Source organism: Kitasatospora sp. NPDC056273 (assembly GCF_042268845.1).
Classification (GTDB): Bacteria; Actinomycetota; Actinomycetes; order Streptomycetales; family Streptomycetaceae; genus Kitasatospora.
In genome coordinates this window covers 2,061-23,651 of record NZ_JBHJSJ010000047.1, presented here as the reverse complement: position 1 = coordinate 23,651, position 21,591 = coordinate 2,061, and the positions used below count along the sequence as shown (strand labels likewise).

At 72.6% G+C, this 21,591-nt stretch carries 20 protein-coding genes and 10 tRNA genes; 14 read left to right on the top strand and 16 right to left on the bottom strand.

Features of this window, described 5'->3' with window-relative positions; genetic code table 11:
* Positions 1-33: 33 nt before the first annotated feature.
* The 5 genes from ACFCY1_RS31360 to pgsA all read right to left on the bottom strand — a co-directional run bounded on the left by ACFCY1_RS31360 (position 34) and on the right by pgsA (position 3,901).
* A complete protein-coding gene (locus ACFCY1_RS31360) occupies positions 34-579 on the bottom strand; it encodes a membrane protein (RefSeq protein ID WP_049651430.1) in 546 nt (181 codons plus the stop codon).
* Positions 580-608: 29 nt separating this feature from the next.
* Positions 609-977, bottom strand: coding sequence for a 5-carboxymethyl-2-hydroxymuconate Delta-isomerase (locus ACFCY1_RS31355; RefSeq protein WP_049651431.1), 369 nt, complete (start codon positions 975-977; stop codon positions 609-611).
* A gap of 61 nt (positions 978-1,038) precedes the next feature.
* Positions 1,039-2,223 (bottom strand): glycosyltransferase family 4 protein, encoded by a 1,185-nt coding sequence (locus ACFCY1_RS31350; protein WP_049651432.1) that lies wholly within the window; start codon positions 2,221-2,223, stop codon positions 1,039-1,041.
* A gap of 51 nt (positions 2,224-2,274) precedes the next feature.
* Positions 2,275-3,237, bottom strand: a complete 963-nt coding sequence (locus tag ACFCY1_RS31345; protein WP_241852867.1) for a phosphatidylinositol mannoside acyltransferase — start codon at positions 3,235-3,237, stop codon at positions 2,275-2,277.
* Positions 3,238-3,253: 16 nt separating this feature from the next.
* Positions 3,254-3,901: a phosphatidylinositol phosphate synthase gene (pgsA, locus tag ACFCY1_RS31340; protein WP_049651434.1), complete on the bottom strand. Its 648-nt coding sequence runs from the start codon at positions 3,899-3,901 to the stop codon at positions 3,254-3,256.
* 254 nt (positions 3,902-4,155) lie between these two features.
* Here pgsA and ACFCY1_RS31335 point away from each other — a divergent pair, with 254 nt between their 5' ends.
* Entirely contained in the window at positions 4,156-6,204 is a 2,049-nt protein-coding gene (locus ACFCY1_RS31335; RefSeq protein ID WP_375876754.1) for an elongation factor G-like protein EF-G2, read from the top strand.
* Positions 6,205-6,236: 32 nt separating this feature from the next.
* On the opposite strand, the gene ACFCY1_RS31330 is transcribed toward ACFCY1_RS31335, so the two are convergent.
* Positions 6,237-6,662 (bottom strand): thiol-disulfide oxidoreductase DCC family protein, encoded by a 426-nt coding sequence (locus tag ACFCY1_RS31330; protein WP_234348356.1) that lies wholly within the window; start codon positions 6,660-6,662, stop codon positions 6,237-6,239.
* Positions 6,663-6,857: 195 nt separating this feature from the next.
* Here ACFCY1_RS31330 and ACFCY1_RS31325 point away from each other — a divergent pair, with 195 nt between their 5' ends.
* Complete coding sequence (locus ACFCY1_RS31325; RefSeq protein WP_079272097.1) at positions 6,858-8,504, top strand: hypothetical protein; 1,647 nt, start codon at positions 6,858-6,860, stop codon at positions 8,502-8,504.
* A gap of 67 nt (positions 8,505-8,571) precedes the next feature.
* On the opposite strand, the gene ACFCY1_RS31320 is transcribed toward ACFCY1_RS31325, so the two are convergent.
* From ACFCY1_RS31320 to ACFCY1_RS31305, 4 genes are all read right to left on the bottom strand, one after another.
* The gene (locus tag ACFCY1_RS31320) at positions 8,572-9,132 is read right to left on the bottom strand and encodes an HIT domain-containing protein (protein ID WP_049651438.1); all 561 of its coding nucleotides are present in this window, start codon (positions 9,130-9,132) and stop codon (positions 8,572-8,574) included.
* A gap of 146 nt (positions 9,133-9,278) precedes the next feature.
* Entirely contained in the window at positions 9,279-11,258 is a 1,980-nt protein-coding gene (gene thrS / locus ACFCY1_RS31315; protein WP_375876753.1) for a threonine--tRNA ligase, read from the bottom strand.
* Positions 11,259-11,346: 88 nt separating this feature from the next.
* On the bottom strand, positions 11,347-12,510 hold the full coding sequence (locus ACFCY1_RS31310; protein ID WP_375876752.1) for a hypothetical protein: 1,164 nt from the start codon (positions 12,508-12,510) through the stop codon (positions 11,347-11,349).
* A 32-nt stretch (positions 12,511-12,542) separates the two neighbouring features.
* Positions 12,543-13,097, bottom strand: coding sequence for a DUF4365 domain-containing protein (locus ACFCY1_RS31305; protein WP_049651441.1), 555 nt, complete (start codon positions 13,095-13,097; stop codon positions 12,543-12,545).
* A 167-nt stretch (positions 13,098-13,264) separates the two neighbouring features.
* On the opposite strand from ACFCY1_RS31305, the gene ACFCY1_RS31300 reads away from it, so the two are divergent.
* Complete coding sequence (locus ACFCY1_RS31300; RefSeq protein ID WP_074002368.1) at positions 13,265-14,032, top strand: exonuclease domain-containing protein; 768 nt, start codon at positions 13,265-13,267, stop codon at positions 14,030-14,032.
* A gap of 81 nt (positions 14,033-14,113) precedes the next feature.
* Here ACFCY1_RS31300 and ACFCY1_RS31295 read toward each other — a convergent pair.
* Both ACFCY1_RS31295 and ACFCY1_RS31290 read right to left on the bottom strand, forming a co-directional pair.
* Positions 14,114-14,185, bottom strand: a tRNA-Val gene (locus ACFCY1_RS31295).
* Between the two features lie 209 nt (positions 14,186-14,394).
* A tRNA-Val gene (locus ACFCY1_RS31290) sits at positions 14,395-14,466 on the bottom strand.
* Between the two features lie 545 nt (positions 14,467-15,011).
* On the opposite strand from ACFCY1_RS31290, the gene ACFCY1_RS31285 reads away from it, so the two are divergent.
* Both ACFCY1_RS31285 and ACFCY1_RS31280 read left to right on the top strand, forming a co-directional pair.
* Positions 15,012-15,425 (top strand): SsgA family sporulation/cell division regulator, encoded by a 414-nt coding sequence (locus ACFCY1_RS31285; protein ID WP_030056266.1) that lies wholly within the window; start codon positions 15,012-15,014, stop codon positions 15,423-15,425.
* A gap of 416 nt (positions 15,426-15,841) precedes the next feature.
* Positions 15,842-16,411 carry a CGNR zinc finger domain-containing protein gene (locus ACFCY1_RS31280; RefSeq protein WP_375876751.1) on the top strand — a complete coding sequence of 190 codons (570 nt, stop codon included), beginning with the start codon at positions 15,842-15,844 and terminating at the stop codon, positions 16,409-16,411.
* A gap of 41 nt (positions 16,412-16,452) precedes the next feature.
* Here ACFCY1_RS31280 and ACFCY1_RS31275 read toward each other — a convergent pair whose 3' ends face one another.
* Positions 16,453-16,917 (bottom strand): hypothetical protein, encoded by a 465-nt coding sequence (locus ACFCY1_RS31275; protein ID WP_117487167.1) that lies wholly within the window; start codon positions 16,915-16,917, stop codon positions 16,453-16,455.
* Positions 16,918-17,027: 110 nt separating this feature from the next.
* On the opposite strand from ACFCY1_RS31275, the gene ACFCY1_RS31270 reads away from it, so the two are divergent.
* Positions 17,028-17,528: a DsbA family protein gene (locus ACFCY1_RS31270; RefSeq protein ID WP_375876750.1), complete on the top strand. Its 501-nt coding sequence runs from the start codon at positions 17,028-17,030 to the stop codon at positions 17,526-17,528.
* Between the two features lie 12 nt (positions 17,529-17,540).
* Here the strand turns inward: ACFCY1_RS31270 and ACFCY1_RS31265 are convergent, their stop codons facing one another.
* The 3 genes from ACFCY1_RS31265 to ACFCY1_RS31255 all read right to left on the bottom strand — a co-directional run bounded on the left by ACFCY1_RS31265 (position 17,541) and on the right by ACFCY1_RS31255 (position 20,397).
* The gene (locus ACFCY1_RS31265; RefSeq protein WP_375876749.1) at positions 17,541-18,389 is read right to left on the bottom strand and encodes a GNAT family N-acetyltransferase; all 849 of its coding nucleotides are present in this window, start codon (positions 18,387-18,389) and stop codon (positions 17,541-17,543) included.
* Between the two features lie 64 nt (positions 18,390-18,453).
* Positions 18,454-19,284 carry an aminotransferase class IV gene (locus ACFCY1_RS31260; protein WP_375876748.1) on the bottom strand — a complete coding sequence of 277 codons (831 nt, stop codon included), beginning with the start codon at positions 19,282-19,284 and terminating at the stop codon, positions 18,454-18,456.
* 27 nt (positions 19,285-19,311) lie between these two features.
* Positions 19,312-20,397, bottom strand: coding sequence for a chorismate-binding protein (locus ACFCY1_RS31255; RefSeq protein WP_375876747.1), 1,086 nt, complete (start codon positions 20,395-20,397; stop codon positions 19,312-19,314).
* 321 nt (positions 20,398-20,718) lie between these two features.
* Here ACFCY1_RS31255 and ACFCY1_RS31250 point away from each other — a divergent pair.
* From ACFCY1_RS31250 to ACFCY1_RS31215, 8 genes are all read left to right on the top strand, one after another.
* Positions 20,719-20,791, top strand: a tRNA-Gly gene (locus ACFCY1_RS31250).
* Positions 20,792-20,831: 40 nt separating this feature from the next.
* Positions 20,832-20,905, top strand: a tRNA-Cys gene (locus tag ACFCY1_RS31245).
* Between the two features lie 34 nt (positions 20,906-20,939).
* A tRNA-Val gene (locus tag ACFCY1_RS31240) sits at positions 20,940-21,011 on the top strand.
* A gap of 41 nt (positions 21,012-21,052) precedes the next feature.
* A tRNA-Val gene (locus tag ACFCY1_RS31235) sits at positions 21,053-21,124 on the top strand.
* Between the two features lie 44 nt (positions 21,125-21,168).
* Positions 21,169-21,240, top strand: a tRNA-Val gene (locus ACFCY1_RS31230).
* Positions 21,241-21,281: 41 nt separating this feature from the next.
* Positions 21,282-21,353 (top strand) — tRNA-Val (locus ACFCY1_RS31225).
* Positions 21,354-21,397: 44 nt separating this feature from the next.
* Positions 21,398-21,469: transfer RNA gene (locus ACFCY1_RS31220), tRNA-Val, on the top strand.
* A 41-nt stretch (positions 21,470-21,510) separates the two neighbouring features.
* Positions 21,511-21,582: transfer RNA gene (locus tag ACFCY1_RS31215), tRNA-Val, on the top strand.
* Positions 21,583-21,591: the final 9 nt, after the last annotated feature.

Below are 21,591 nucleotides of genomic sequence, written 5' to 3'. Positions count from 1 at the left end.
GACACGACAAACGGGCCGTATCCGGGTGACACCTTAAGCAGGCGCCCCTTCGGGCGTGAGAGCGGGCGGCGGTGCATCGTCCATCTCGAACGCCAACGGGAACGGCGCCTTCCCCGCCAACCGGAAGTACCGCACCAGCCGGTGCTCGCGCACCGCCCGCGCCGCCCGCACCGCGTCGTTGTGGAACCGGCGGGCCATCGGCACCCGCCGCACCGCGGCCGTCAGCTCACGAACCGCGTCCTCGCCACCCGGCTCCGCCACCAGCGCCGCCATCTGCTCCGGCTCCTCGAACACCGCCCGCAGCGCCAGGCTCAACTGGCTCTCCGCCACCTCGCGCTGCTCGTCATCGGCCTGCCGGGCCGCGTGCGCCGCGTCCAGCAGCAGCAGCGAGGCCGCCGGATCCAGCAGCGAGGACGTCGCCAGCTCCATCGCCACCGAGGCCCGGCGCACCAGCTGCGCGTCCAGCGCCGCCCGCGCCGCGTCGATCCGGGCGTGCAGCCGGTCCAACCGACCGGCCGTCCAACTCAGGTACATGCCGAACAGCACCACGGCCACGCCGGCCCAGATCCAGGTAGTCACGGGCCGCTACGTTACCCGGTGTCACCGGTTCAGCCCCGGGCGGTCGCGTTCCGGTAGCTCTCCCGGTCGATGTCCGCGATGTTCACCGCCGTGAACAGCCGGGTGCCCGGCCTCGGCCGGACGAACCGCGCCAGCAGCGCCAGCACGCCCTCGCTCAGCGCCGCCTTCGCCTCCGGCGAACGACCCGGGAAGATCTGGAACTCCACGAACACCTGGGTGTCGCCGGCCGCCCCGCTGGTCCCGACCACCAGCAGCTCGCTCTGCCGGAACACCGTCTTGCAGGACTCCGGCTTCGCGTCGATCGTCGCCTCGGCCAGCCGGTTGATCGCCAGGCCGAGGCCCCGGCGGTCGAAGGTTCCGGCCAGGTCGGCCGAGTAGTCGACGGAGATCTGCGGCATCGTCGCCCCCGTGGATCGCAGTGGTACGGACGCCCGACCCTAACCCCACCGGCCCCGGGGATCAGTCCCGGGCCAGCCCGAACCGGCCGCGCCGACCGCTGCGCACGTCCTCCTCGACCACCGCCGCCTGGCCCGCCGTCACCGTCTCGTACACCGCCAGGATGTCCGCGCCGACCGTCGACCAGTCGAACCGCCGCACGTGCCGCGAAGCCGCCTCCCGCAGCTCCTCCAGCCGCGCCGGATCACCCAGCAGCCGCAGCGCCGTACGGGCCAGCGCGTCCGCGTCCTCCACCGGGAACAGCTCGCCCGCGTCCCCGCCGTCCAGCACCTGCTTGAACGCGTCCAGGTCGCTCGCCAGCACCGGCGCACCCGCGGACATCGCCTCGACCAGGATGATCCCGAAGCTCTCGCCCCCGGTGTTCGGCGCCACGTACAGGTCCACGCTGCGCAGCAGCCGGGCCTTGTCCCGGTCGCTCACCATGCCGAGGAACTCCACCTGCCGGCGCACCTCCGGCGCCAGGCCCGCGACCGCCTCCTCCTCGTCGCCCTTGCCCGCCACCAGCAGCCGCACCCCCGGCCGCTCCGCCAGGATCCTCGGCAGCGCCGCCAGCAGCGTCGGCAGGCCCTTGCGCGGCTCGTTGATCCGGCCGATGAAGCCGATCGTGCCCGGCTCCCCCTTCGCCGCACCGCCCGTCCAGCGCTCGTCCGGCTCGGCCTCGGCGAAGAAGCCCACGTCCACGCCGTTGGGGATCACCACCGCGTCCCCGCCCAGGTGCTCCACCAGGGTGCGCCGGGCGTACTCCGACACCGCGATCCGGGCCCGGATCTTCTCCAGCCCCGGCTGGAGGATCGGCGAGGCCGCGATCATCATCCGGGACCGCGGGTTGGAGGTGTGGAACGTCCCCACCATCGGCCCGGTCGCCGACCAGGCGGCCAGCATCGACAGGCTCGGCGCGGCCGGCTCGTGCACGTGCAGGATGTCGAAACGGCCGTCGTGCAGCCACCGCCGCACCCGCGCCGCCGACAGGATGCCGAAGCTCAGCCGCGCCACCGACCCGTTGTACGGCACCGCCACCGCCCGCCCGGCCGGGACCACGTACGGCGGCAGCGCCTCGTCGTCCTCGGCCGGCGCCAGCACCGACACCTCGTGCCCCAGGCCGATCAGGTGCTCGGCCAGGTCCCGGATGTGGAACTGCACCCCACCGGGGACGTCCCAGTCGTACGGGCAGACGATGCCGATCTTCACGGGTTCCTCAAGCTCCTTCGGACGGTCGTGCGGGCGGGACGGCGGAACGGATCAGGACCCGGAGGCCTCGGCCACCGGCTCCGGGGCCCCCTCCGCGCGCTCCGCGGGCGCCGCCTTCACCGTCTCACGGACCGGAAGGTCGGCGAGCCAGAACCTCTGCAGCATGTGCCAGTCCTGCGGGTGCTCGCGGATGCCCCGCTCCCACACCCCCGCCATCGCCTGGGTCATCGCCCGGGTGCGCTCCTTGCGGTCGCCCTCCTCGGGCACCGGCACCTCCGGGTGGATCCGGCCCCGCAGCACCGGACCGTCGTACCAGAGCGTCACCGGCATCAGCGCCGCCCCGGTCCGCTGGCACAGCGCCGCCGGACCGGCCGGCATCCGGGTCTCCTCACCGAAGAACGTCACCCCGATACCCGCCTCCGACAGGTCCCGGTCCCCCACCAGGCAGACCAGCCGGCCCTCGCGCAGCCGCCGCGCCAACGTCCCGATCACGTTCACCGAACCGCCGGTCAGCGCCAGGACCTCCATGCCCTGGCCCTCCCGGAACTCCACGAACCGGTCGAACAGCCGCTCCGGCTTCAACCGCTCCGCGACCGTGGTGAACGGGTAGCCCTGCTGCGCCACCCAGGTCCCCGCGAGGTCCCAGTTGCCCATGTGCGGCAGCGCTATCACCGCGCCCCGACCGGCCTCCAGCGTCTCCCGCAGGTGCTCGAAGCCGTCCACCTGGACATCCCGGGCCACCCGCTCCCGGCTCCACACCGGCAGCCGGAACGACTCCATCCAGTACCGCAGGTACGAGCGCATCCCGGCCCGCGACAGCTCCCGCATCGCGGCCTCGTCCAAGCCCGGACGGACCCGGCGCAGGTTCGCCTCCAACTGGAGCACCCGCTTGCCGCGCTTGCGCCACGCGTAGTCCGCCAGCCGGTCGAACAGCCCCGCGGCCACCCGCTCCGGCAGGTGCTTCAGCAGCCCCCACCCCAGCGCGTACGCCCAGTACACCAGTCGGTCCGTCACCGCAGGACGCCCCCCATCAGCTCCCGGCCGCCGCTCGGTCGGCCTCGAACGCCTCCCGGCGCACGGTCAGCATGCGCTGGAACACCGTCACCAGGCTGCCCGCCGCCACCAGCCACAGCGCCACCGGCAGCAGCCACTCCACGTACGGCACACCGAACGTGTGCAGACCCGCGACCCCGGCCGCCACCAGGCTGGCCACCAGCCGCTCGGCCCGCTCCACCAGCCCCGACACGTCGCACGGCAGACCCTGGCTCTCCGCCCGCGCCTTCGTGTACGACACCACCAGACCGCTCGCCAGGCAGAAGATCGCCACCGCGCAGAGCAGGTTGTCGTCACCCTTGCCCGCGTACCACATCGCCAGACCACCGAAGATCGCCGCGTCCGCGACCCGGTCCAGGGTGGAGTCGAGGAACGCCCCCCACTTCGAGGTCCGGCCCAACTGGCGGGCCATGTTCCCGTCGACCAGGTCCGAGAAGATGAACAGCGTGATCGTGATGGTGCCCCAGAAGAACTCCCCGCGCGGGAAGAACACCAGCGCACCGGCCACCGAACCGGCGGTACCGATCAGCGTCACGGCGTCCGGACTCACACCGAGGCGGATCAGGAACGCGGCGAACGGGGTCAGGACACGTGTGAAGAAGGCACGCGCGTATTTGTTGAGCATGGCCTTCCCAGCCGCTCCGATCTCCCAGATACCGCCTGGCGCGGAACGCGCGGCAGACGGCCGGGCGGATCAGCCCGTCCGGCCCACCCATCGTAGCCACGCCGGAGACACGCTCCGGCGCACGCACCGCCGGGTCGGCGCCCCCGCCACCACCCACACACGGACCGTCACCGACCGGCCCCTACGACACGCGCCCAGCAGAACCCGACCCTAGACTGCCAAAGACAGCCTCGGCGCCACGGGAGGAGACCCCGATGCCCGACCGCAGCACGGCACGAGCCGGCCAGGCACCCCCCGTCAACGGCCCGAAGGACCTGCGCAACGTCGTCCTCATCGGCCCCAGCGGTGTGGGCAAGACCACCCTCGCCGAATCCCTCGCCCTCGCCTCCGGCGCCACCGGCCGGGCCGGCCGCGTCACCGACGGCACCACCGTCTCCGACCACGAGGACATCGAGCACCAGCAGCAGCGCTCCGTCCAGCTCGCGCTCCTCCCCCTCGAATGGAAGGGCGTCAAGATCAACCTGATCGACCCGCCCGGCCACCCCGACTTCACCGCCGACCTGCGCGCCGCCCTGCACGCCGCCGACGCCGCCGTCTTCGTCGTCTCCGCCACCGACCCGGTCACCGCCCCCACCCGCGCCCTGTGGCGCGAATGCGCCGCCGAAGGCATCCCCCGCGCCATCGCCGTCGCCAAACTCGACCTCGCCCACACCGGCTTCGACGACATCCTCACCGCCTGCCACGACGCCTTCGACCTCGGCCCGGACACCCTCCGCCCGCTCTTCCTGCCCGTCCTCCACGACGGACACCCCGACGGCAGCGTCGACCTCCTCACCGGCGACACCTACGGCGACACCGACCCCCTCCCCGACACCACCCCCGCCCACGACAGCCTCGTCGAGGCCATCTCCGGCCAGGACGACACCCTCATGGAGCGCTACCTCTCCGGCGACCCCCTCGACACCGACTCCCTCGAAGCCGGCCTGCGCCGCGAAGTCCTCTCCTGCACCCTCCACCCCGCCGTCCCCACCAGCGAGAACGGCCTCGGCGCCGCCGAACTCCTCGACCTCATCGCCCACACCTTCCCCGACCCCACCGAACGCACCCGCCCCGCCCCCGCCTGCGACCCCGACGCCCCGCTCGCCGCCCAGGTCGTCCGCGTCACCGGCGACGCCTACGTCGGCCGGATCAGCCTGCTGCGCCTCTACGCCGGCACCCTGCGCCCCGACACCCGGATCCACCTCACCGGCACCGCCCACACCGCCGACCAGAACGGCGACGAACGCGTCACCGCCCTCACCAGCCCCTTCGGCAAACTCCAGCGCCCCGTCCCGCACGCCGTCGCCGGCGACCTCGTCTGCGCCGCCAAACTCACCACCGCCCGCGCCGGCGACACCGTCCACGACCCCGGCCACCCCGTCGAACTCGACGGCTGGACCCTCCCCGAACCGCTCCTCCCGATCGCCGTCGAAGCCCACAGCAAGGCCGACGACGACAAGCTCTCCCAGGCCCTCGCCCGCCTCACCGCCGAGGACCCGGCCCTACGCCTCGAACAGAACCCCGACACCCACCAGCTCGTCCTCTGGTGCACCGGCGAGGCCCACGCCGAGGTCGTCCTCGACCGCCTCCGCACCCGCCACGGCGTCCACGTCGACACCGTCGAACCCAAGGTCGCCCTGCGCGAGACCTTCGGCACCGCCGCCGCCGGCCACGGCCGCCTGGTCAAGCAGTCCGGCGGCCACGGCCAGTACGCCATCTGCGACCTGGAGGTCGAACCGCTCCCGGCCGGCTCCGGCTTCGAGTTCCAGGAGCACGTCGTCGGCGGCGCCGTCCCCAAGCACTTCATCCCCTCCGTCGAGAAGGGCGTCCGCGCCCAGCTCGCCAAGGGCGTCGCCACCGGCTACCCGCTCGTCGACGTCCGGGTCACCCTCACCGACGGCAAGGCGCACTCCGTCGACTCCTCCGACGCGTCCTTCCAGAACGCCGCCGCCCTCGCCCTGCGCGACGCCGCCGAGCACGCCGTCATCCGCCTGCTCGAGCCCGTCGCCGCCGTCAGCGTCCTGCTCCCCGACGACTACCTCGGCGCCGTCCTCGGCGACCTCTCCGCCCGCCGCGGCCGCGTCCTCGGCAGCGAGACCGGCGGCACCGGCCTCACCCTGCTGCGCGCCGAGGTCCCCGAGCTCGAACTCGTCCGCTACCCGGTCGACCTGCGCTCGCTCACCCACGGCACCGCCGAGTTCTCCCGCGCCTACCTGCGCCACGAGCCGATGCCCGCCGCCCTGGCCGAGCGCTACACCGACTGAGCGGCACCGCGCCCGACCACGGCCGGACGGGTCTACGGCCGGACGGGCTTCCGGGCCGGCAGCGCGCACGCCGCCGTACCCCCCGGCATCCGGTGCCGGTTGCGCGCCACCCAGCGGTAGACCACCCCCGCCACCGGCCGCACCGGCGCCGCCGTCAACACCGCGCCCAGATATGCCCACGCCCCGCCGGAGCGCATCAGCAGCCGCGCAACCCCCTGCGCGCCCCCGTACACCCGGCCGGTCGGCGTCACCCAGAGCACCTCGCGCTCCGCCCGCTCCGCCGACACCTCGCCCCGCCCGCCCGCACGCCCGTCCAGCCCCGCCAGGTCCGCGAACTGGAACGGCACCGCCTCCCAGCCCCCCGAGGCCAGCGTCTGCCGCAGGTACCGCTCCGCCCAGCGCACGCAGGACGAGCAGAACGAACAGTCCCCGTCGAAGACCAGCACCGGATCCTTCACGGCCGCGCCCCTTTCGTCACTCCCACCACCCATCCTGCCCCACCGCCCCCATCCCTCCCACGGCGGGCATCGACCCGCCCGAAGCTGGGCATCATGCCCCTCAGGCCTCCGGTGACGGTACTTCAGACGATCATCCGCGCGGGGGTGCCACGGCACGGTAACCTGCCGCTGACAAGGGGAGGAGGGGACGCCACCGTGACCACACTCGACATGACCCCGGGTGCGCAGATACCCCGGACCGACACCGGGCCGCAGACCGCCATCACCCAGGGACTCTCCTCGACCGCCTACCGCGACGGCGAGATCCAGGGCTTCGTCGGCGCCGTCACCGACGCCACCGCGAAGAAGGGCCGCTTCGCGCTCTTCCGCCCCAACCTCGGCGAGGCCTTCAGCAAGGCGCTGGTCTCCCGCGCCCTGGGCGGCGCCCGCAAACCCCTCGTCCCGGCCTTCGGAGTCGACACCCGCCAGGTCGTCGAGCACTGCCTGGCCGCCGAGGAACTGCGCAACACCCGCGACCGGCAGCTCAGCACCGTCTCCATCGCCACCGGCGTGCTCTTCCTCCCCGGCACCCTCGTCTGGCTCGGCGCCTTCCAGCTCCGCGCCTGGCTCAAGCGGGACAACCCGAAGAACGCGGCCGTCTACGGCGGCATCGTGCTCGCCGCGGCCGCCGCCCTCGCCGTCCTGCTCGCCCTGCGCCCGCCGGCCACCGGCTTCATCGGCGTCTACCTGCGCGTCACCATGCTCGCGCCGGTCATCGGCTGGTACCTCGCCCGCCGGATCGTCGAGCGCTCCGCCAAGGACCTGCGCAGCCGCTGGCAGGCCCTGGTCGAGGGCAGCGCCGTCGCCGCCACCGTCGCCAAGGCCGTCCCCCGGGACGACCTCGACAAGAAGGCCGCCGACCTGCGCGACAAGCTCGGCCGCCTGGACGCCGAGCAGGAGACCAACATCCACCACTACGCCGGCCCCAAGGGCATCCTCGGCGCCGGCCGCCGCTGGGGCGAATGGCGCCTCGCCGACACCCTCCACCCCGCCGAGGGCCACGTCGACTTCCGCGCCTTCCACCCCTGGGACCTGATCCGCCGGATCTCCTCCCACCTGAAGGGCCTCGGCGTCAGCCACGTCGCCAACAGCGGCATGCCCAACGTCGCCATCAAGCAGTGGGTCGTCTTCGACATCGGCGAGGGCGCCGACGAGATCAGCCGCCCCGGCAACGCCGACATGGACGGCGACCGGATGCGCGACTTCGCCGTCCAGAGCGTCGCCGACAAGCAGACCTTCTCCGGCGGCCCCCGGCACTACCTCGCCACCCAGTTCATCACCCACGACGGCAAGCTGGTCCTCACCTTCACCGTCACCGTCACCCTGCTCGCCAACGTCCTCAACATCACCGTGTCCGGCTACGCGCTCGGCCCGGTCAAGGGCGTCTTCTTCGACAAGCCCAAGGACAAGGAGAAGTCGGTCGCCAAGACCGTGAAGTTCTGGGAGGAGCGCACCGTCAAGCTCCCCCTGATCGACAACGACGAGGTCGTCCGCCAGGCCGTCCGCGCCCCGTTCTACCGGATGCCCGGGCTGCTCACCTGGCTCGGCGGCGGACTCGGCCTGCCCGAGCCGTTCGGGCTGCGGCACATCTGGGCCGGCCGGGCCTGGGAGAACCGCTCCATGGTCGACAACGCCCAGAACGCCTCCGTCCCGGTGCTCGCCGCCGTCCACGCGGCCACCCTGGAGTTCCTGGAGGAGCACGACCTGGACGCCGACCGCTTCTTCAAGAACCGCACCTCGATCATCAAGTCCGAGGCGCAGAGCCCCCGCCCGTACGACGTCGACACCTTCAACGCCGGCTGACCCGCGGAACGCGGAAGGGCCCCACCGGGATCTCTTCGGTGGGGCCCTCTTGCGCTCGTGCTGTGGATCAGCCCTGCGGCCAGACCTCGGCCAGCATCTTCCGGGTGTCCGCCAGCAGCTGCGGCAGCACCTTGGTGTGGCCGACCACCGGCATGAAGTTGGTGTCCCCGCCCCAGCGCGGCACCACGTGCTGGTGCAGGTGCGCCGCGATCCCGGCCCCGGCCGCCGCGCCCTGGTTCATCCCGATGTTGAACCCGTGCGCCCCGGAGGCCGCCCGCAGCGCCGTCATCGCCTTCTTGGTGAAGTCCGCCAGCTCGGCCGTCTCGGCCTCGTCCAGGTCCGTGTAGTCGGCGACGTGCCGGTACGGGACCACCATCAGGTGCCCACCGTTGTACGGGTACAGGTTCAGCACCGCGAACACGGCACTCCCCCGGGCGATGACCAGCCCCTCCTCGTCGCTCAGCGACGGGATCGAGCAGAACGGACAACCGTCGTCCGGAGCCGGGCCGGTGGGCTTGTTCTCACCCTGGATGTACGCCATCCGATGAGGCGTCCACAAGCGGCGGAAGCCGTCCGGCTCGCCGACGCCCCGCTGAAGTTCCGGCTCAGTCGTCATGCTGATCAGCATATTCGCCCGACAGGGCTTGCAAAGCCGCGCGGGGCAGACTCATCGAGAGCCTGCCCCGCGCAACCCCGCGAACGCGGGGCCTACGGCACCTTCCTCCGGTGCGCGTTCCGAATCTTCGGACTACCCCCGCTCAGGCGGGGCCCACCTCACACCTGGATACGACGCGCCACAGCATCAACGATCTCGGCGATGGCCTCGTCACGGGGCACGCCGTTCTTCTGCTCGCCGTTGCGGTAGCGGAAGGACACCGCACCCGCCTCGACATCGTCGTTGCCCGCGATCAGCATGAACGGCGTCTTGGTCTTCTGTGCGTTGCGGATTTTCTTCTGCATGCGGTCGTCCGAGGTGTCGACCTCGACCCGGATCCCGTGCTTCTTGAGCTCGGCCGCGACCTCCAGCAGGTACGGCACGTGCTCGTCGGTGATCGGGATGCCGGTGACGGTGACCGGGGCGAGCCACGGCGGCATGGCGCCGGCGTAGTGCTCCAGCAGCACCGCGAAGAACCGCTCGATGCTGCCGAACAGCGCCCGGTGGATCATGACCGGCCGCTGACGCGAGCCGTCCGCGGCGGTGTACTCCAGGTCGAAGCGCTCGGGGAGGTTGAAATCCAACTGAATCGTCGACATCTGCCACGTCCGGCCGATGGCGTCCCGCGCCTGCACCGAGATCTTCGGGCCGTAGAAGGCCGCGCCGCCCGGGTCCGGCACCAGCGGCAGGCCCTGCTTCTCGGCCACGCTCGCCAGGACGGCGGTGGCCTCCTCCCAGGCCTCATCCGTCCCGACGTACTTCTCCGGGTCCTTGGTCGACAGCTCCAGGTAGAAGTCGGTCAGACCGTAGTCGCGGAGCAGGTTGAGCACGAAGGTCAGCGTGGAGTCGAGCTCCTCCGCCATCTGCTCGCGGGTGCAGTAGATGTGCGCGTCGTCCTGCGTGAAGCCGCGGGCCCGGGTCAGGCCGTGCACGACGCCGGACTTCTCGTAGCGGTACACCGTCCCGAACTCGAAGAGGCGCAGCGGCAGTTCACGGTACGAGCGGCCGCGCGCGTCGAAGATCAGGTTGTGCATCGGGCAGTTCATCGGCTTGAGGTAGTAGTCCACGCCCTCGTCGAGCTGCATGGGCGGGTACATACCGTCCGCGTACCAGTCGAGGTGACCGCTCTTCTCGAAGAGCTTCCCCTTGGTGGCGTGCGGGGTGTAGACGAACTCGTAGCCCTCCTCCTCGTGCCGCTTGCGCGAGTAGTCCTCCATGGCCCGGCGGATGATGCCGCCCTTGGGGTGGAAGACGGCGAGGCCGGAGCCGATCTCCTCGGGGATGGAGAAGAGGTCGAGCTCGTTGCCGAGCTTGCGGTGGTCGCGCTTCTCGGCCTCGACGAGGAAGTCGAGGTGGGCCTTGAGCTCGTCCTTGGTCGGCCAGGCGGTCCCGTAGATGCGCTGGAGCATCGGGTTCTTCTCGCTGCCGCGCCAGTAGGCGGCCGCGTTGCGCATCAGCTTGAACGCCGGGATGTGGCGGGTGCTGGGCAGGTGCGGGCCGCGGCAGAGGTCGCCCCAGCACTGCTCGCCGGTCTTGGCGTCCAGGTTGTCGTAGATGGTGAGCTCGCCGGCGCCCACCTCGACGTCGGCGCCCTCGCCGGCGGTGGCGGCGGAGCCCTTGAGGCCGATCAGCTCCAGCTTGTACGGCTCGGCGGCCAGCTCCTCGGCGGCGGCCTCGTCGGTGACCACGCGGCGGGAGAACTTCTGCCCGCGCTTGATGATCTCCTGCATGCGCTTCTCGATGGCCTTGAGGTCATCGGGGTGGAAGGGCTTCTCGACGTCGAAGTCGTAGTAGAAGCCGTCCTTGACCGGCGGGCCGATGCCGAGCTTGGCCTCGGGGTAGAGCTGCTGCACGGCCTGGGCCATGACGTGCGCGGTGGAGTGGCGCAGGATGTCGAGGCCGTCCTTGCTGCCGATCTCGACCGGCTCGACCTCGTCGCCGTCCTGGACGGCGTAGGCGAGGTCCTTGAGCTGGCCGCCGACACGGGCGGCGATGATCGAGCGGTCGTCGGCGAAGAGCTCGGCGGCCGTGGTGCCCGTCGTCACCACGCGCTCTTCCCGATCGGGTTCGCGGCTGATGATTACCCGGACGTCCGTCACCGGTCTCTCCTGACGTGCTGGATTTCAGAGGACGCAACACTGCGCTGCGCGTGACGATGGTACCGAGAGCGCCGCCCCTGCCGTCCACCTACGCCCCTCCTCCCCCTTCCTCCGCCTTCTCTCCGAGCGACTTCAGCAGCCGCTCGCGGTCCCCGTCCTCCCAGCCGCGGAGCTCCAGTCCGTGCGGGCGGACGAGCCGGCGGAAGCCGTCGTGCCGGTCCAGCCGGCCGGAGACCCGGACGGGCAGGCCCGCGAGGTGGGCCTCGGCGGCGAGCCGGTAGTCGGGGTCGGGCAGGCGGAGCTTGAGCTCGCGGACGTCGGCGCCGGTCAGCACCCGGAGCCGTACCGAGCCCGGTCCGGCCGGGTCGGCGCGCTTGAGCCGGGTGACCACGCCGAGCACGGTGACGGCGATGGCGGGTTCGGTCCGTTCCAGCAGGTCGGCGGCCTCCGCCAGGGCGGGCAGGTCGCCGGGTGAGAAGTCGAGGTCGATCCGGCGGTCGCCGAAGCCGCCCGGTGTCCCGGCGGCGGGTGACCAGGCGACGCTGAGCCGGGCGGCGGTGGCGTCGCGCACCAGGTCCTCGACGGACCGGACGAGCTCGCGGCTGACCCCGGCCCGGACGGCGTTCCCGAAGGCCTCGGGCCCGCCGCTGACCCGCCGGTAGTCGACCGCGTCGCGCAGCGCCTCCAGGGCCCGGACCAGGGTGGTGACGGCGGCGCGGCCCTCGGGGGCGGGGGTGTGCGCGGTGAGGGCGGCGCCCTGTTCGACCAGCAGGACGCGGTCCAGGTAGTCCCCGGCGAGGCCGTCCAGCCGGGCTCCGAAGTAGCCGACCCTGGTGCGGGCGGCCTTGGCGCCTGCGGCGAGCATCCCTCGGGCCGCCCCTCTGAGCCGCTCGGCCTCGTCCCAGGAGACGGTCCCGGCGGGCCCGGGCGGCTCGCGGTGCCAGCGCAGTTCGTCGCCGGGGACGGCCAGGGCGAGCAGGATCGAGCGGGCGGAGGGGGTACGGGCGCGGGAGAGCGCGGCGACGGCGTCGGTGAGGAGTTCGACGGCGTCGTCGAAGCCGTCCCCGGCCGGGACGAGCAGGCTGGTGCCGGGCTCCTCGTCGGGCGGGGTCCAGCGTCCGTACCGGGCGGCCGGTCCGCCGCGGCGGACCCAGCCGTGCCGGGCGAGCAGGGTGGCCAGCACGGCGGGGTCGACGGCGGCCGGGTCGGGCAGGGGCCGGGCCGGCTCGCCCGGTGGGTACGGCGGTGTCATGGGTCCGGTTCCTCCCTGCCGCGGCCGGGCCGTCACGGGCTGCCGCCCGCGCCGATCCGGGCCATGATGTCGCAGAGCGCGCGGTCGTCGAAGACCTTGTCGGTGGGCACCCGGACGTTGGTGCGCCGCTGCCCGGTGACGGGGTGGCCGGCCAGGTTGACCCAGTAGCAGCAGTGCCGCAGTTCCAGGGCGTCCGGGCGGGCCCGCAGCCAGTGGTCGACCCGGCGCGGGAGCAGCATCACGACCAGGATCCGCGGCACGGCGACCCGGGGCCGGGCGAGCTTGCGCAGGTGGTCGTTGTCCAGGGTGAAGCTGAAGAACGGTCCGGCCGGGTCGGGCGCGACCTGCTGGGTGGCCTTGAGCTGGATCTTGACGGTGACCTCGTCGTCCACCTCGTGCGCCCGGGAGCCGTGGCTGACGTGCCAGTCGATGCCGTTGTCCGGGAACGGCTGGGAGAGCGAGCAGCCGGCCGCGGCGGCGACCGCGTGCAGGTAGCCGACCTGCAACGTCTCCATGCAGGCGGTGACCGCGAGGTTCCCCCGCGGTGCGGCCGCCGCCTCCTCGGGCTGCGGCTGGGTCAGTGCCATCGCCCCGTGGCCTCCCCCGGCTCGGGCCCGTCCCGGTGTCCGGACGGGTCGGTCGATTCGATCGGGACAGTCATGGGCAGGATCCCCGGTCGGGCTTGGGCCAAACGGGTTGAAGGGGCGTCAGAACCGGGTATCAACCGGGCGCAACGCTCGTCTGAGGGGCAGTCATGCAGCAGCACTGGTACACCGGCCCGCTCGCCTCCTTCGACACCGAGACGACCGGCGTGGACGTGGAGAACGACCGGATCGTCTCCGCCGCCCTGGTCGTCCAGCTCGCGCCGGGCGCACCGGCGCGGACCACCACCTGGCTCGCCGATCCGGGGGTTCCGATCCCGGACGGCGCCCGCGCGGTGCACGGCATCACCGACGAGCGGGTGCGCGCCCACGGGCGTCCGGCCCGCGCGGTGGTGGCGGAGGTCGCCCACGCGCTGGCGGCCGAGGCGCTGGCCGGGCACCCGGTGGTGGTGATGAACGCGCCCTACGACCTGACGCTGCTGGACCGGGAGCTGCGCCGTCATCACGGGCTGACGCTGGCCGGGGGGCCGGCGGCGGCCGGGCTGGTGGTGCTGGATCCGCGGGTGCTGGACAAGCACGTGGACCGCTACCGCAAGGGCCGCCGGACGCTGACCGACCTGTGCGCCCACTACGGCGTGGAGCTGGCCGGGGCGCATGACGCGGCGGCGGACGCGGCGGCGGCGCTGGCGCTGACCCGGCGGATCGGGGCCCGCTACCCGGCGGCGCTGGGCGGGCTGTCGGCGGCGGAGCTGCACCTGCGGCAGGCGGTCTGGCACGCGGCGCAGGCGCGGGGGCTGCAGAACTGGTTCGACCGCTCGGGGAAGGCGGAGCGGGTGGACCTGTCCTGGCCGCTGCGGCCGGCCCGGTGCGGCTGCGGGCGCCGGCTGGAGCCGGAGCACGGCTGCGAGGCGGCGGCGTAGACGGGCGGCCCCGGTATCCCGGGCCTGAACGCGCCGCAGGCCCTGACCTGTTTCCTGGTCAGGGCCTGCGTGCTGTCCGGGTGGGCGATACTGGGATCGAACCAGTGACCCCTTCGGTGTGAACGAAGTGCTCTCCCGCTGAGCTAATCGCCCGGGCAACGAGAAGAACTGTAGCACCATTCGGGGCCGGTCGTACAACTCGCCCGTTCCGGGTACTGCCGACACCTCCGCAGAACTCGCGCCCCACGCGGAAGATGACTGTGCCTCAGGCGATTACCGACGGCTCTTCGGGCGGATTCCGGAAATACACGTGAGGCCCAGCCGATAATCGGCTGGGCCTCACGTATCACTGTGCATTCCGGTGGGCGATACTGGGATCGAACCAGTGACCCCTTCGGTGTGAACGAAGTGCTCTCCCGCTGAGCTAATCGCCCGGGTGCAGAGAAAACATTACCGCATCCCGGAGGGTGCTCCGACCACCCTCCCCGCCCGCGACCCCGCTCCCGGTCGCCCCCTGGGCTCCCGTCCGGCCGCCCCGGTTCGCGGCGGCGCACCCGCGGGTCACGGCCCGCCGGGCGGCCTCCGTGACCTCGCGGCGGATCCGGTGCGGGGCCGGTCCCCGCACCCAGGAAGATCACCAGCCGGGCGGCGGCGCGACCGGTCCGAGCGCACCCTCGCGGGGCCGGCCAGGGAGATCACCACCCGCCGGACCGGGTGCGTCAACCGCCACAGCCGCTTCACCCGTTCCCGTGTTCCCGCGCCTCTTGTCGTTTCGCACAGTCATGCCAGGAAACTAACCAAGTAGCGCCCGGGTAATGCCCGGCCCGGCCGCTGCGGGGCGATTCCGCAATGCGCCGTAAGGGGTACGACTCGCGCCCGAATCGGGACAGAGGGGTTTACATCGGTCTTGGGGGTGGGATGGTCCGTTCGCCGACGTGCGATTCCCCGAGCGCACACTGAGCGAAAGGCCATGGCGCTTATGAACACCACGGTCAGCTGCGAGCTGCACCTGCGCCTCATCGTGTCCAGCGAGTCCTCACTGCCCGTCCCCGCGGGCCTGCGCTATGACACCGCCGACCCCTACGCCGTGCACGCCACGTTCCACACGGGCGCCGACGAGACCGTGGAGTGGGTGTTCGCCCGAGATCTCCTCGCGGAGGGGCTGCACCGACCCACCGGTACCGGCGACGTCCGGGTGTGGCCGTCCCGCAGTCACGGGCAAGGGGTGGTCTGCATCGCACTGAGCTCTCCGGAAGGAGAAGCCCTGCTGGAGGCCCCGGCCCGAGCGCTTGAGTCGTTCCTCAAGCGGACGGACGCCGCGGTGCCCCCCGGCACCGAACACCGTCACTTCGACCTCGACCGGGAGCTGTCCCACATCCTCGCCGAAAGCTGACCCCGTCCGGAGGGCGGTCACGCCCCGCTGTCGGCGGGGCCATACCGCCTGCCGCCATCGCAGCCGTCCTACTCGGGGGCACGGCAGCGGACTCAGCCGCGCACGACGCGGTCTCGGGGCCGGTGAGGCGGTCCCGCTCCCCCGGAGCGGGCCCCAGCACCGCAGGCGCCCGGCACCGAGGCCGGTCATCCTCACGGGTGGCCGGCCTCGGTGCCGGGCGCCGACGTCTTCCGGCGGCCCTACGGACGGTGCCCCGGGGGCCGTCCGGCCCGGGCGGTGTCCGGTTTCGGACGCCTTGCCGGACTGCGCACACATCTTCGAAAGAAGGCACCGCCCTACCGGTACGAGGCCCGGTAGGGTCTGGGGTAACCGCGGACGCGGGGTATCGGAGTCCCCCTGTGCGAGGAGCCCCCAACGTGCTGATCACCCATGACACCGAGTGCGCGCTGAGCCTCCTCGTGGAGCTGCTCAACACCGCGCCCGAGGTGTGCGGCGCCGAGCGGCTGCCGGACATCGCCGCACTGGACGCCTTCGTGGTCCGCCAGGAGATCAGCGAGATCGACTCGCTGACCGAGGACGACCTGCGGCGGGTGCACGAGCTGCGCACCCGGCTGCGCGAGGTGTTCGCGACGGAGTCCACCGCGGAGGCCGCCGAGCTGGTCAACTCGATGGTCGCGGCCGCCGGGACGACGCCCCGGCTGACCAACCACGACGGCCACGACTGGCACATCCACTACTTCGCGCCGCACGCCGCGCTCGGCGACCACCTGGCGGCCGAGCTGGGCATGGCGCTGGCCTTCATCCTCATGGCGGGCGAGCGGGAGCGGCTGCGCCGCTGCGAGGCGCCGGACTGCGCGCGGGTCTTCGTGGACCTCTCCCGGAACCGCTCGCGGCGCTACTGCGACAGCCGTACCTGCGGCAACCGGCTGCACGTCGCCGCCTACCGGGCGCGGCAGCGGTCGGCGGAGGCCGTTCCCTCCGCCTGACCGCCCGGGCCCGCCCGGTCCGCCGGATCCACCCGTCCCGCTCAGATCCCGCGCTTGCGGAGGATCTCCTCGATGTCGGCGAAGTCGCCGAGGCCGTCCTCCCGCTTGCCCGCGGCCGGCTTCTTCGCTGCCTTGGGTGCCGGCGCCGCCACCGCCGGCCGCTCGGGCGCCGGCCCGGCCGCGGCCGGGCGCTCCGGGGCGCTCTCCACCGCCGTACCGCCCCGGCGGCCCACCCAGCGGGTGGTGACCAGCAGGACCGCGGAGACGCCGAGCAGGGCGATGCCGGTCCAGACCCGCGGGTCGAAGACCAGCCTGGTCGCCCAGTCCGCGAACTCCCGGGCGATCGTGCTCGCCAGCGGGAACAGGCCGGTGAGGTAGAGCCCGGCGGGCAGCAGGGCCACCGCGAACCAGCGGGTCGCCGACAGGAAGCGCCGCCGGTAGGCCCGCAGCCCCGCGAAGGCCACTCCGCCCGCCGTGAGGATGAAGCTGATCGCCGCGCTCAGCACGGGGCCGCTCCTTCGTGTCCGGTCGTCCTGGTCATCGGTGCCTTCCTCTCGGTCCGCCCTCGGGCGCACCTCCGGCCGGAGCGGGCGCCCACTAGTGGAACACTGAGGGAATGATCGATGGTTCCCTCCCCCGCCTCGAGTTCTGGTGCGACCTCCAGTGCCCGGACTGCCACACCGCGCTGGACGACGTACGGGCGCTGCGCGCGCAGTACGGCGACGCGCTGCCGCTGGAGGTGCGGCACTTCCCGCTGGAGAAGCACAAGCACGCCTACGCCGCCGCGGAGGCGGCCGAGGAGGCGTTCGCGCAGGGGCTGGGCTGGCCCTTCGTGGAGGCCCTGCTGGCCCGCACCGCGGAGCTGGACGCGCGCGGGCATCAGGTGCTGCTGGAGGTGGCCCGGGAGGTCGGGGCCGACGTCGAGGAGGTCGACACCGCGCTGGTCGACGGCCGGCACATGCTGACCGTCGACGCCGACCAGGCCGAGGGCAAGGCGATCGGGGTCACGGGCACGCCGACGTACGTGATCGGCGGGAAGCGCCTCGACGGCGGGCAGAGCCAGGACGGGCTGCGCGAGCGGATCGTGGCCGTCCTCGAGGCGGCGAAGTCCTCCTGACCGCACGCCCGGTCACAGCTGCTTGCCGTAGACGCGCTCGGTGACCCGGTAGCCGAGCGAGGTGTAGAGCCGGATGGCGACCTCGTTGCCGGCGAAGACGTTGAGGCCGAGGTGCCGCACCCCGGCGGCCAGGCACTCGCGCTCGGCGAGCAGCATCAGCGTGCGTCCGTGTCCCTGGCCCTGATGGGCCGGGGACACCTCGACCTTCATCACCCAGGCGAGCGGTTCGCCGTCCGGCTGGTCGCGCAGGCGCGGCTGCAGCCAGAGCAGGCCGTACGGCCCCTCTCCGCCGTCGGCGCCGTACAGGCGGCGCACGACCATGCCGGGGGCCTCCGGGTCCGGCGGGGGCGGGCTCTGCGGCCCGGCGGCCATGCGGGCGCGGGCCTGTTCCTCGGTGAGGCCGGAACCGACCATCATGCGGACGTAGTCGTCCGCGGACTCCTCGTACCAGGCCCGGAGTTCGGCCGGGTCGTCGAAGGGGCGCGCGCTCAGCCCGACGGGCAGCTCGGGGGCGTCGACCAGCGGCTTGGACATGGCCAGGGCCCGTTCGGTGTAGCCGAGGGTCGCGGCGAGCCCCCGGGCCGCCGCGGCCGACTCCGGGACGGCGACGTCGACCCGGGTGCAGCCCCAGGTGCGCAGCACCTCCTCGGCGGCCAGCCCGCCGAAGGTGCCGCGGCCCCGGCCGCGGCCCTCGGTGACTTCCAACTCGGATATTCTCCCGAAGAGTTGACCGCCCTGCGGGTCAGCGGTGGTGCGCACCGCACCGACCGGGCGGCCGTTCGAGAGGATCAGCCAGCGTCTGGTGCGGCCGCCGGCCGCGGTGGGTGTCTCCGGGCCCTCGGGGCGCAGCGTGGTGGTCATGTGGTGGTCCCTTCCCGTTGCGGGGGAGGTTATCCACGCGGTCGGCCTGCTCCCCGGCCGGGGATCACGGGTCGAGGTCGTCGCCGCTGCGCTCGGCGAAGACGGCCATGGCCTTGGCGGTGACGGGGCCGATGCCGGGCAGTTCGCGGTCGTCGACCCGGGTGACGGCCTGGACGTCGCGGGTGGTGGAGGTCAGGAAGACCTCCTCGGCGTCCTGGAGGGCGGTGAGCGGGAGGTCGGCCTCCTCGGCGCCGCACCAGTCGATGACGAGCCGCCGGGTGATGCCGGCCAGGCAGCCGGAGACGAGGGCGGGGGTGAGCAGGCGGCCGCCGAGGACCACGAAGACGTTGGAGCCGGTGCCCTCGCAGAGCAGGCCGGCGGTGTTGGCGAACAGGGCCTCGGAGGCGCCGGCGCGGTGGGCGGCGGCCAGGGCGACGACGTTCTCGGCGTACGAGGTGGTCTTGAGGCCGGCGACGGCGCTGTGCTCGTTGCGGCGCCAGGGGACGACGGCGACGGCGGTCTCGTCGGGGCGGTGGCCGATCGCGCTGAGGGCGACGACCAGGGTGGGGCCGGTGGTGCCGCGCTCGGAGCTGAGCGGGCCGTTGCCGCCGGTGTAGGTGATGCGCAGCCGGCCGAGCGGTGCGGGGTTGGCGGCGAGGACCTGGTCGCAGGCCTCGCGGACCAGGTCGTGGTCGGGGTCGGCCAGGCCGAGGCCGCGGGCGGAGCGGGTGAGCCGGTCGAGGTGGCGGGTGACCGCGAAGGCCCGGCCGTCGACCGTCTTCAGGGTCTCGAAGACGCCGTCGCCGGTGGTGAGGCCGTGGTCGAGGACCGAGACGGTCGCGTCGGCGGAGTCGACGAGGGCCCCGTTGACCCAGCTCGTGGTGCGGTTGTGCATCGGGTGCTGCTCCTAGGCGGTGGGGGCTCAGGCCCCGGTCGGGTCGGATCCGCTGCCGGACTCGCCACCGGGTTCGCCGCCCGACGCTATCGCGACCAGGCGAGCGGCCTTCAGTTCGGTTTCGGCCCATTCGCGTTCGGGGTCGGAGCCCCAGGTGATGCCGGCGCCGGTGCCGAAGCGCAGGACGGGTGCGGCGGGGTCGGTCCGGTCGATCCAGAAGGTGCGGATGCCGACGGCGAGTTCGGCCTCGCCGCGGTCGGCGTCGACCCAGCCGACGGCGCCGCAGTACGGGCCGCGGGGGGCGGTCTCCAGTGCGTCGATGATCCGCAGGGCGCTGGACTTGGGGGCGCCGGTGACGGAGCCGGGCGGGAAGGTGGCGGCGAGGAGTTCGGGCCAGCCGGCGCCCTCGCGCAGGGTGCCCTCGACGGTGGAGACGAGGTGGACCAGGCCGGGGTGCTTCTCGACGGCGCAGAGGTCGGGGACGGTGACGGTGCCGGTCCCGCAGACCCGGCCGAGGTCGTTGCGGACCAGGTCGACGATCATCACGTTCTCGGCGTGGTCCTTGTCGAGGAGGTCGTCCTCGGTGCGGCCGGTGCCCTTGATCGGGCCGGAGGAGACGGTGCGGCCGGTGCGGCGCAGGTAGAGCTCGGGCGAGGCGGTGGCGATCTCGACGCCGTGGTCGGGCAGGCGGACGGTGCCGGCGTAGGGGGCGGGGTTGCCGTGGGCGAGGAGGCCGGTGAGGGCGTCGACGTCGCTGCGGTCCGGGTCGGGCAGTGGCGCGGAGAGCACCCGGCAGAGGTTGGCCTGGTAGACCTCGCCGGCGGCTATGTGCTCGCGGATGCGGCGGACGCCCGCGGTGTAGGCGGCGCGGTCGAGGGAGCTGTGCCAGCCGCCAGCCTCCGGTCCGCGCCAGCCGGCGCCGGAGGGCGGGGCGGGGGCGGGGCGGACCTCGTCGAAGCGGGCGCAGGTGAGGCGGCCCTCGAAGTCGTAGGCGACGGCCCAGTAGCCGGCGGAGTCCAGGGCGGCCGGGTCCGAGGTGACGTCGCGCAGTCCGGTGGCGAGGCGGCCGCCGAAGCGGGCGAGCGGGGTGCGGGGGGCGGGGTGGCCGGACACGGTTCTCCTGCGCGGTGGTGCTGGGGGGCGGTGCCTGAAGTGTAGGTCGGGGGGCGTGGGCCCGGCCCGGCTCGCGCCCCCGCGTACGAGCAGTCGCGTGCGTCGTGCGGGTGTGCGCCGGGTGGCCTGCGGATGATCGTCCGGGAGCGGCGCAGGTGGCGGCCGGTGGTCGGCCGGGAGGGCTGACGGGACGGCACTCGCCGGCCATCCCCTCGGCATGCTGCGGGAACGGATTTTTAGCTGGCCCGGGAATCCGCTAGAGTTCAACACGTCGCCAGGGAGCGCAGCCGAAGAAAAGCGGTGAAGCCCCCCGGGAGACAGGCGGACGTGGCTCAGTTGGTAGAGCATCACCTTGCCAAGGTGAGGGTCGCGAGTTCGAATCTCGTCGTCCGCTCGATGGAGAACAGTGTAAGATCGTTCTTCATGTGTTGCCTGGTGGAGTGGCCGAGAGGCGAGGCAACGGCCTGCAAAGCCGTGTACACGGGTTCAAATCCCGTCTCCACCTCCAAGAGGTCCTCCCGGTTCTTCCGGGAGGCCTCCCCGCGCGATTAGCTCAGCGGGAGAGCACTACCTTGACACGGTAGGGGTCACTGGTTCAATCCCAGTATCGCGCACGTCAGGCCCCTCGGGGCTTGCTGCGGGACCGCCACATCAGGCGCGATTAGCTCAGCGGGAGAGCACTACCTTGACACGGTAGGGGTCACTGGTTCAATCCCAGTATCGCGCACAGTAACGGGCCTTCCGGGGTCTGCTGCAACACCGCCGCACCAGGCGCGATTAGCTCAGCGGGAGAGCACTACCTTGACACGGTAGGGGTCACTGGTTCAATCCCAGTATCGCGCACGTCAGGCCCCTCGGGGCTTGCTGCAGGACCGCCACATCAGGCGCGATTAGCTCAGCGGGAGAGCACTACCTTGACACGGTAGGGGTCACTGGTTCAATCCCAGTATCGCGCACAGTAACGGGCCTTCCGGGGTCTGCTGCAACACCGCCGCACCAGGCGCGATTAGCTCAGCGGGAGAGCACTACCTTGACACGGTAGGGGTCACTGGTTCAATCCCAGTATCGCGCACGTCAGGCCCCTCGGGGCTTGCTGCAGGACCGCCACATCAGGCGCGATTAGCTCAGCGGGAGAGCACTACCTTGACACGGTAGGGGTCACTGGTTCAATCCCAGTATCGCGCACAGTAACGG

Excerpts from the sequence above, each read along its gene's own strand:
- ACFCY1_RS31305 (WP_049651441.1), bottom strand. The coding sequence starts at position 13,097 with ATGGCACTGACCCAGCCGCAGCCCGAGGAGGCGGCGGCCGCACCGCGG.
- ACFCY1_RS31320 (WP_049651438.1), bottom strand. The coding sequence starts at position 9,132 with ATGCTGATCAGCATGACGACTGAGCCGGAACTTCAGCGGGGCGTCGGC.
- ACFCY1_RS31265 (WP_375876749.1), bottom strand. The coding sequence starts at position 18,389 with ATGACCACCACGCTGCGCCCCGAGGGCCCGGAGACACCCACCGCGGCC.
- pgsA (WP_049651434.1), bottom strand. The coding sequence starts at position 3,901 with ATGCTCAACAAATACGCGCGTGCCTTCTTCACACGTGTCCTGACCCCG.
- ACFCY1_RS31300 (WP_074002368.1), top strand. The coding sequence starts at position 13,265 with ATGCAGCAGCACTGGTACACCGGCCCGCTCGCCTCCTTCGACACCGAG.
- ACFCY1_RS31270 (WP_375876750.1), top strand. The coding sequence starts at position 17,028 with ATGATCGATGGTTCCCTCCCCCGCCTCGAGTTCTGGTGCGACCTCCAG.
- ACFCY1_RS31355 (WP_049651431.1), bottom strand. The coding sequence starts at position 977 with ATGCCGCAGATCTCCGTCGACTACTCGGCCGACCTGGCCGGAACCTTC.
- ACFCY1_RS31310 (WP_375876752.1), bottom strand. The coding sequence starts at position 12,510 with ATGACACCGCCGTACCCACCGGGCGAGCCGGCCCGGCCCCTGCCCGAC.
- ACFCY1_RS31335 (WP_375876754.1), top strand. The coding sequence starts at position 4,156 with ATGCCCGACCGCAGCACGGCACGAGCCGGCCAGGCACCCCCCGTCAAC.
- ACFCY1_RS31285 (WP_030056266.1), top strand. The coding sequence starts at position 15,012 with ATGAACACCACGGTCAGCTGCGAGCTGCACCTGCGCCTCATCGTGTCC.
- ACFCY1_RS31260 (WP_375876748.1), bottom strand. The coding sequence starts at position 19,284 with ATGCACAACCGCACCACGAGCTGGGTCAACGGGGCCCTCGTCGACTCC.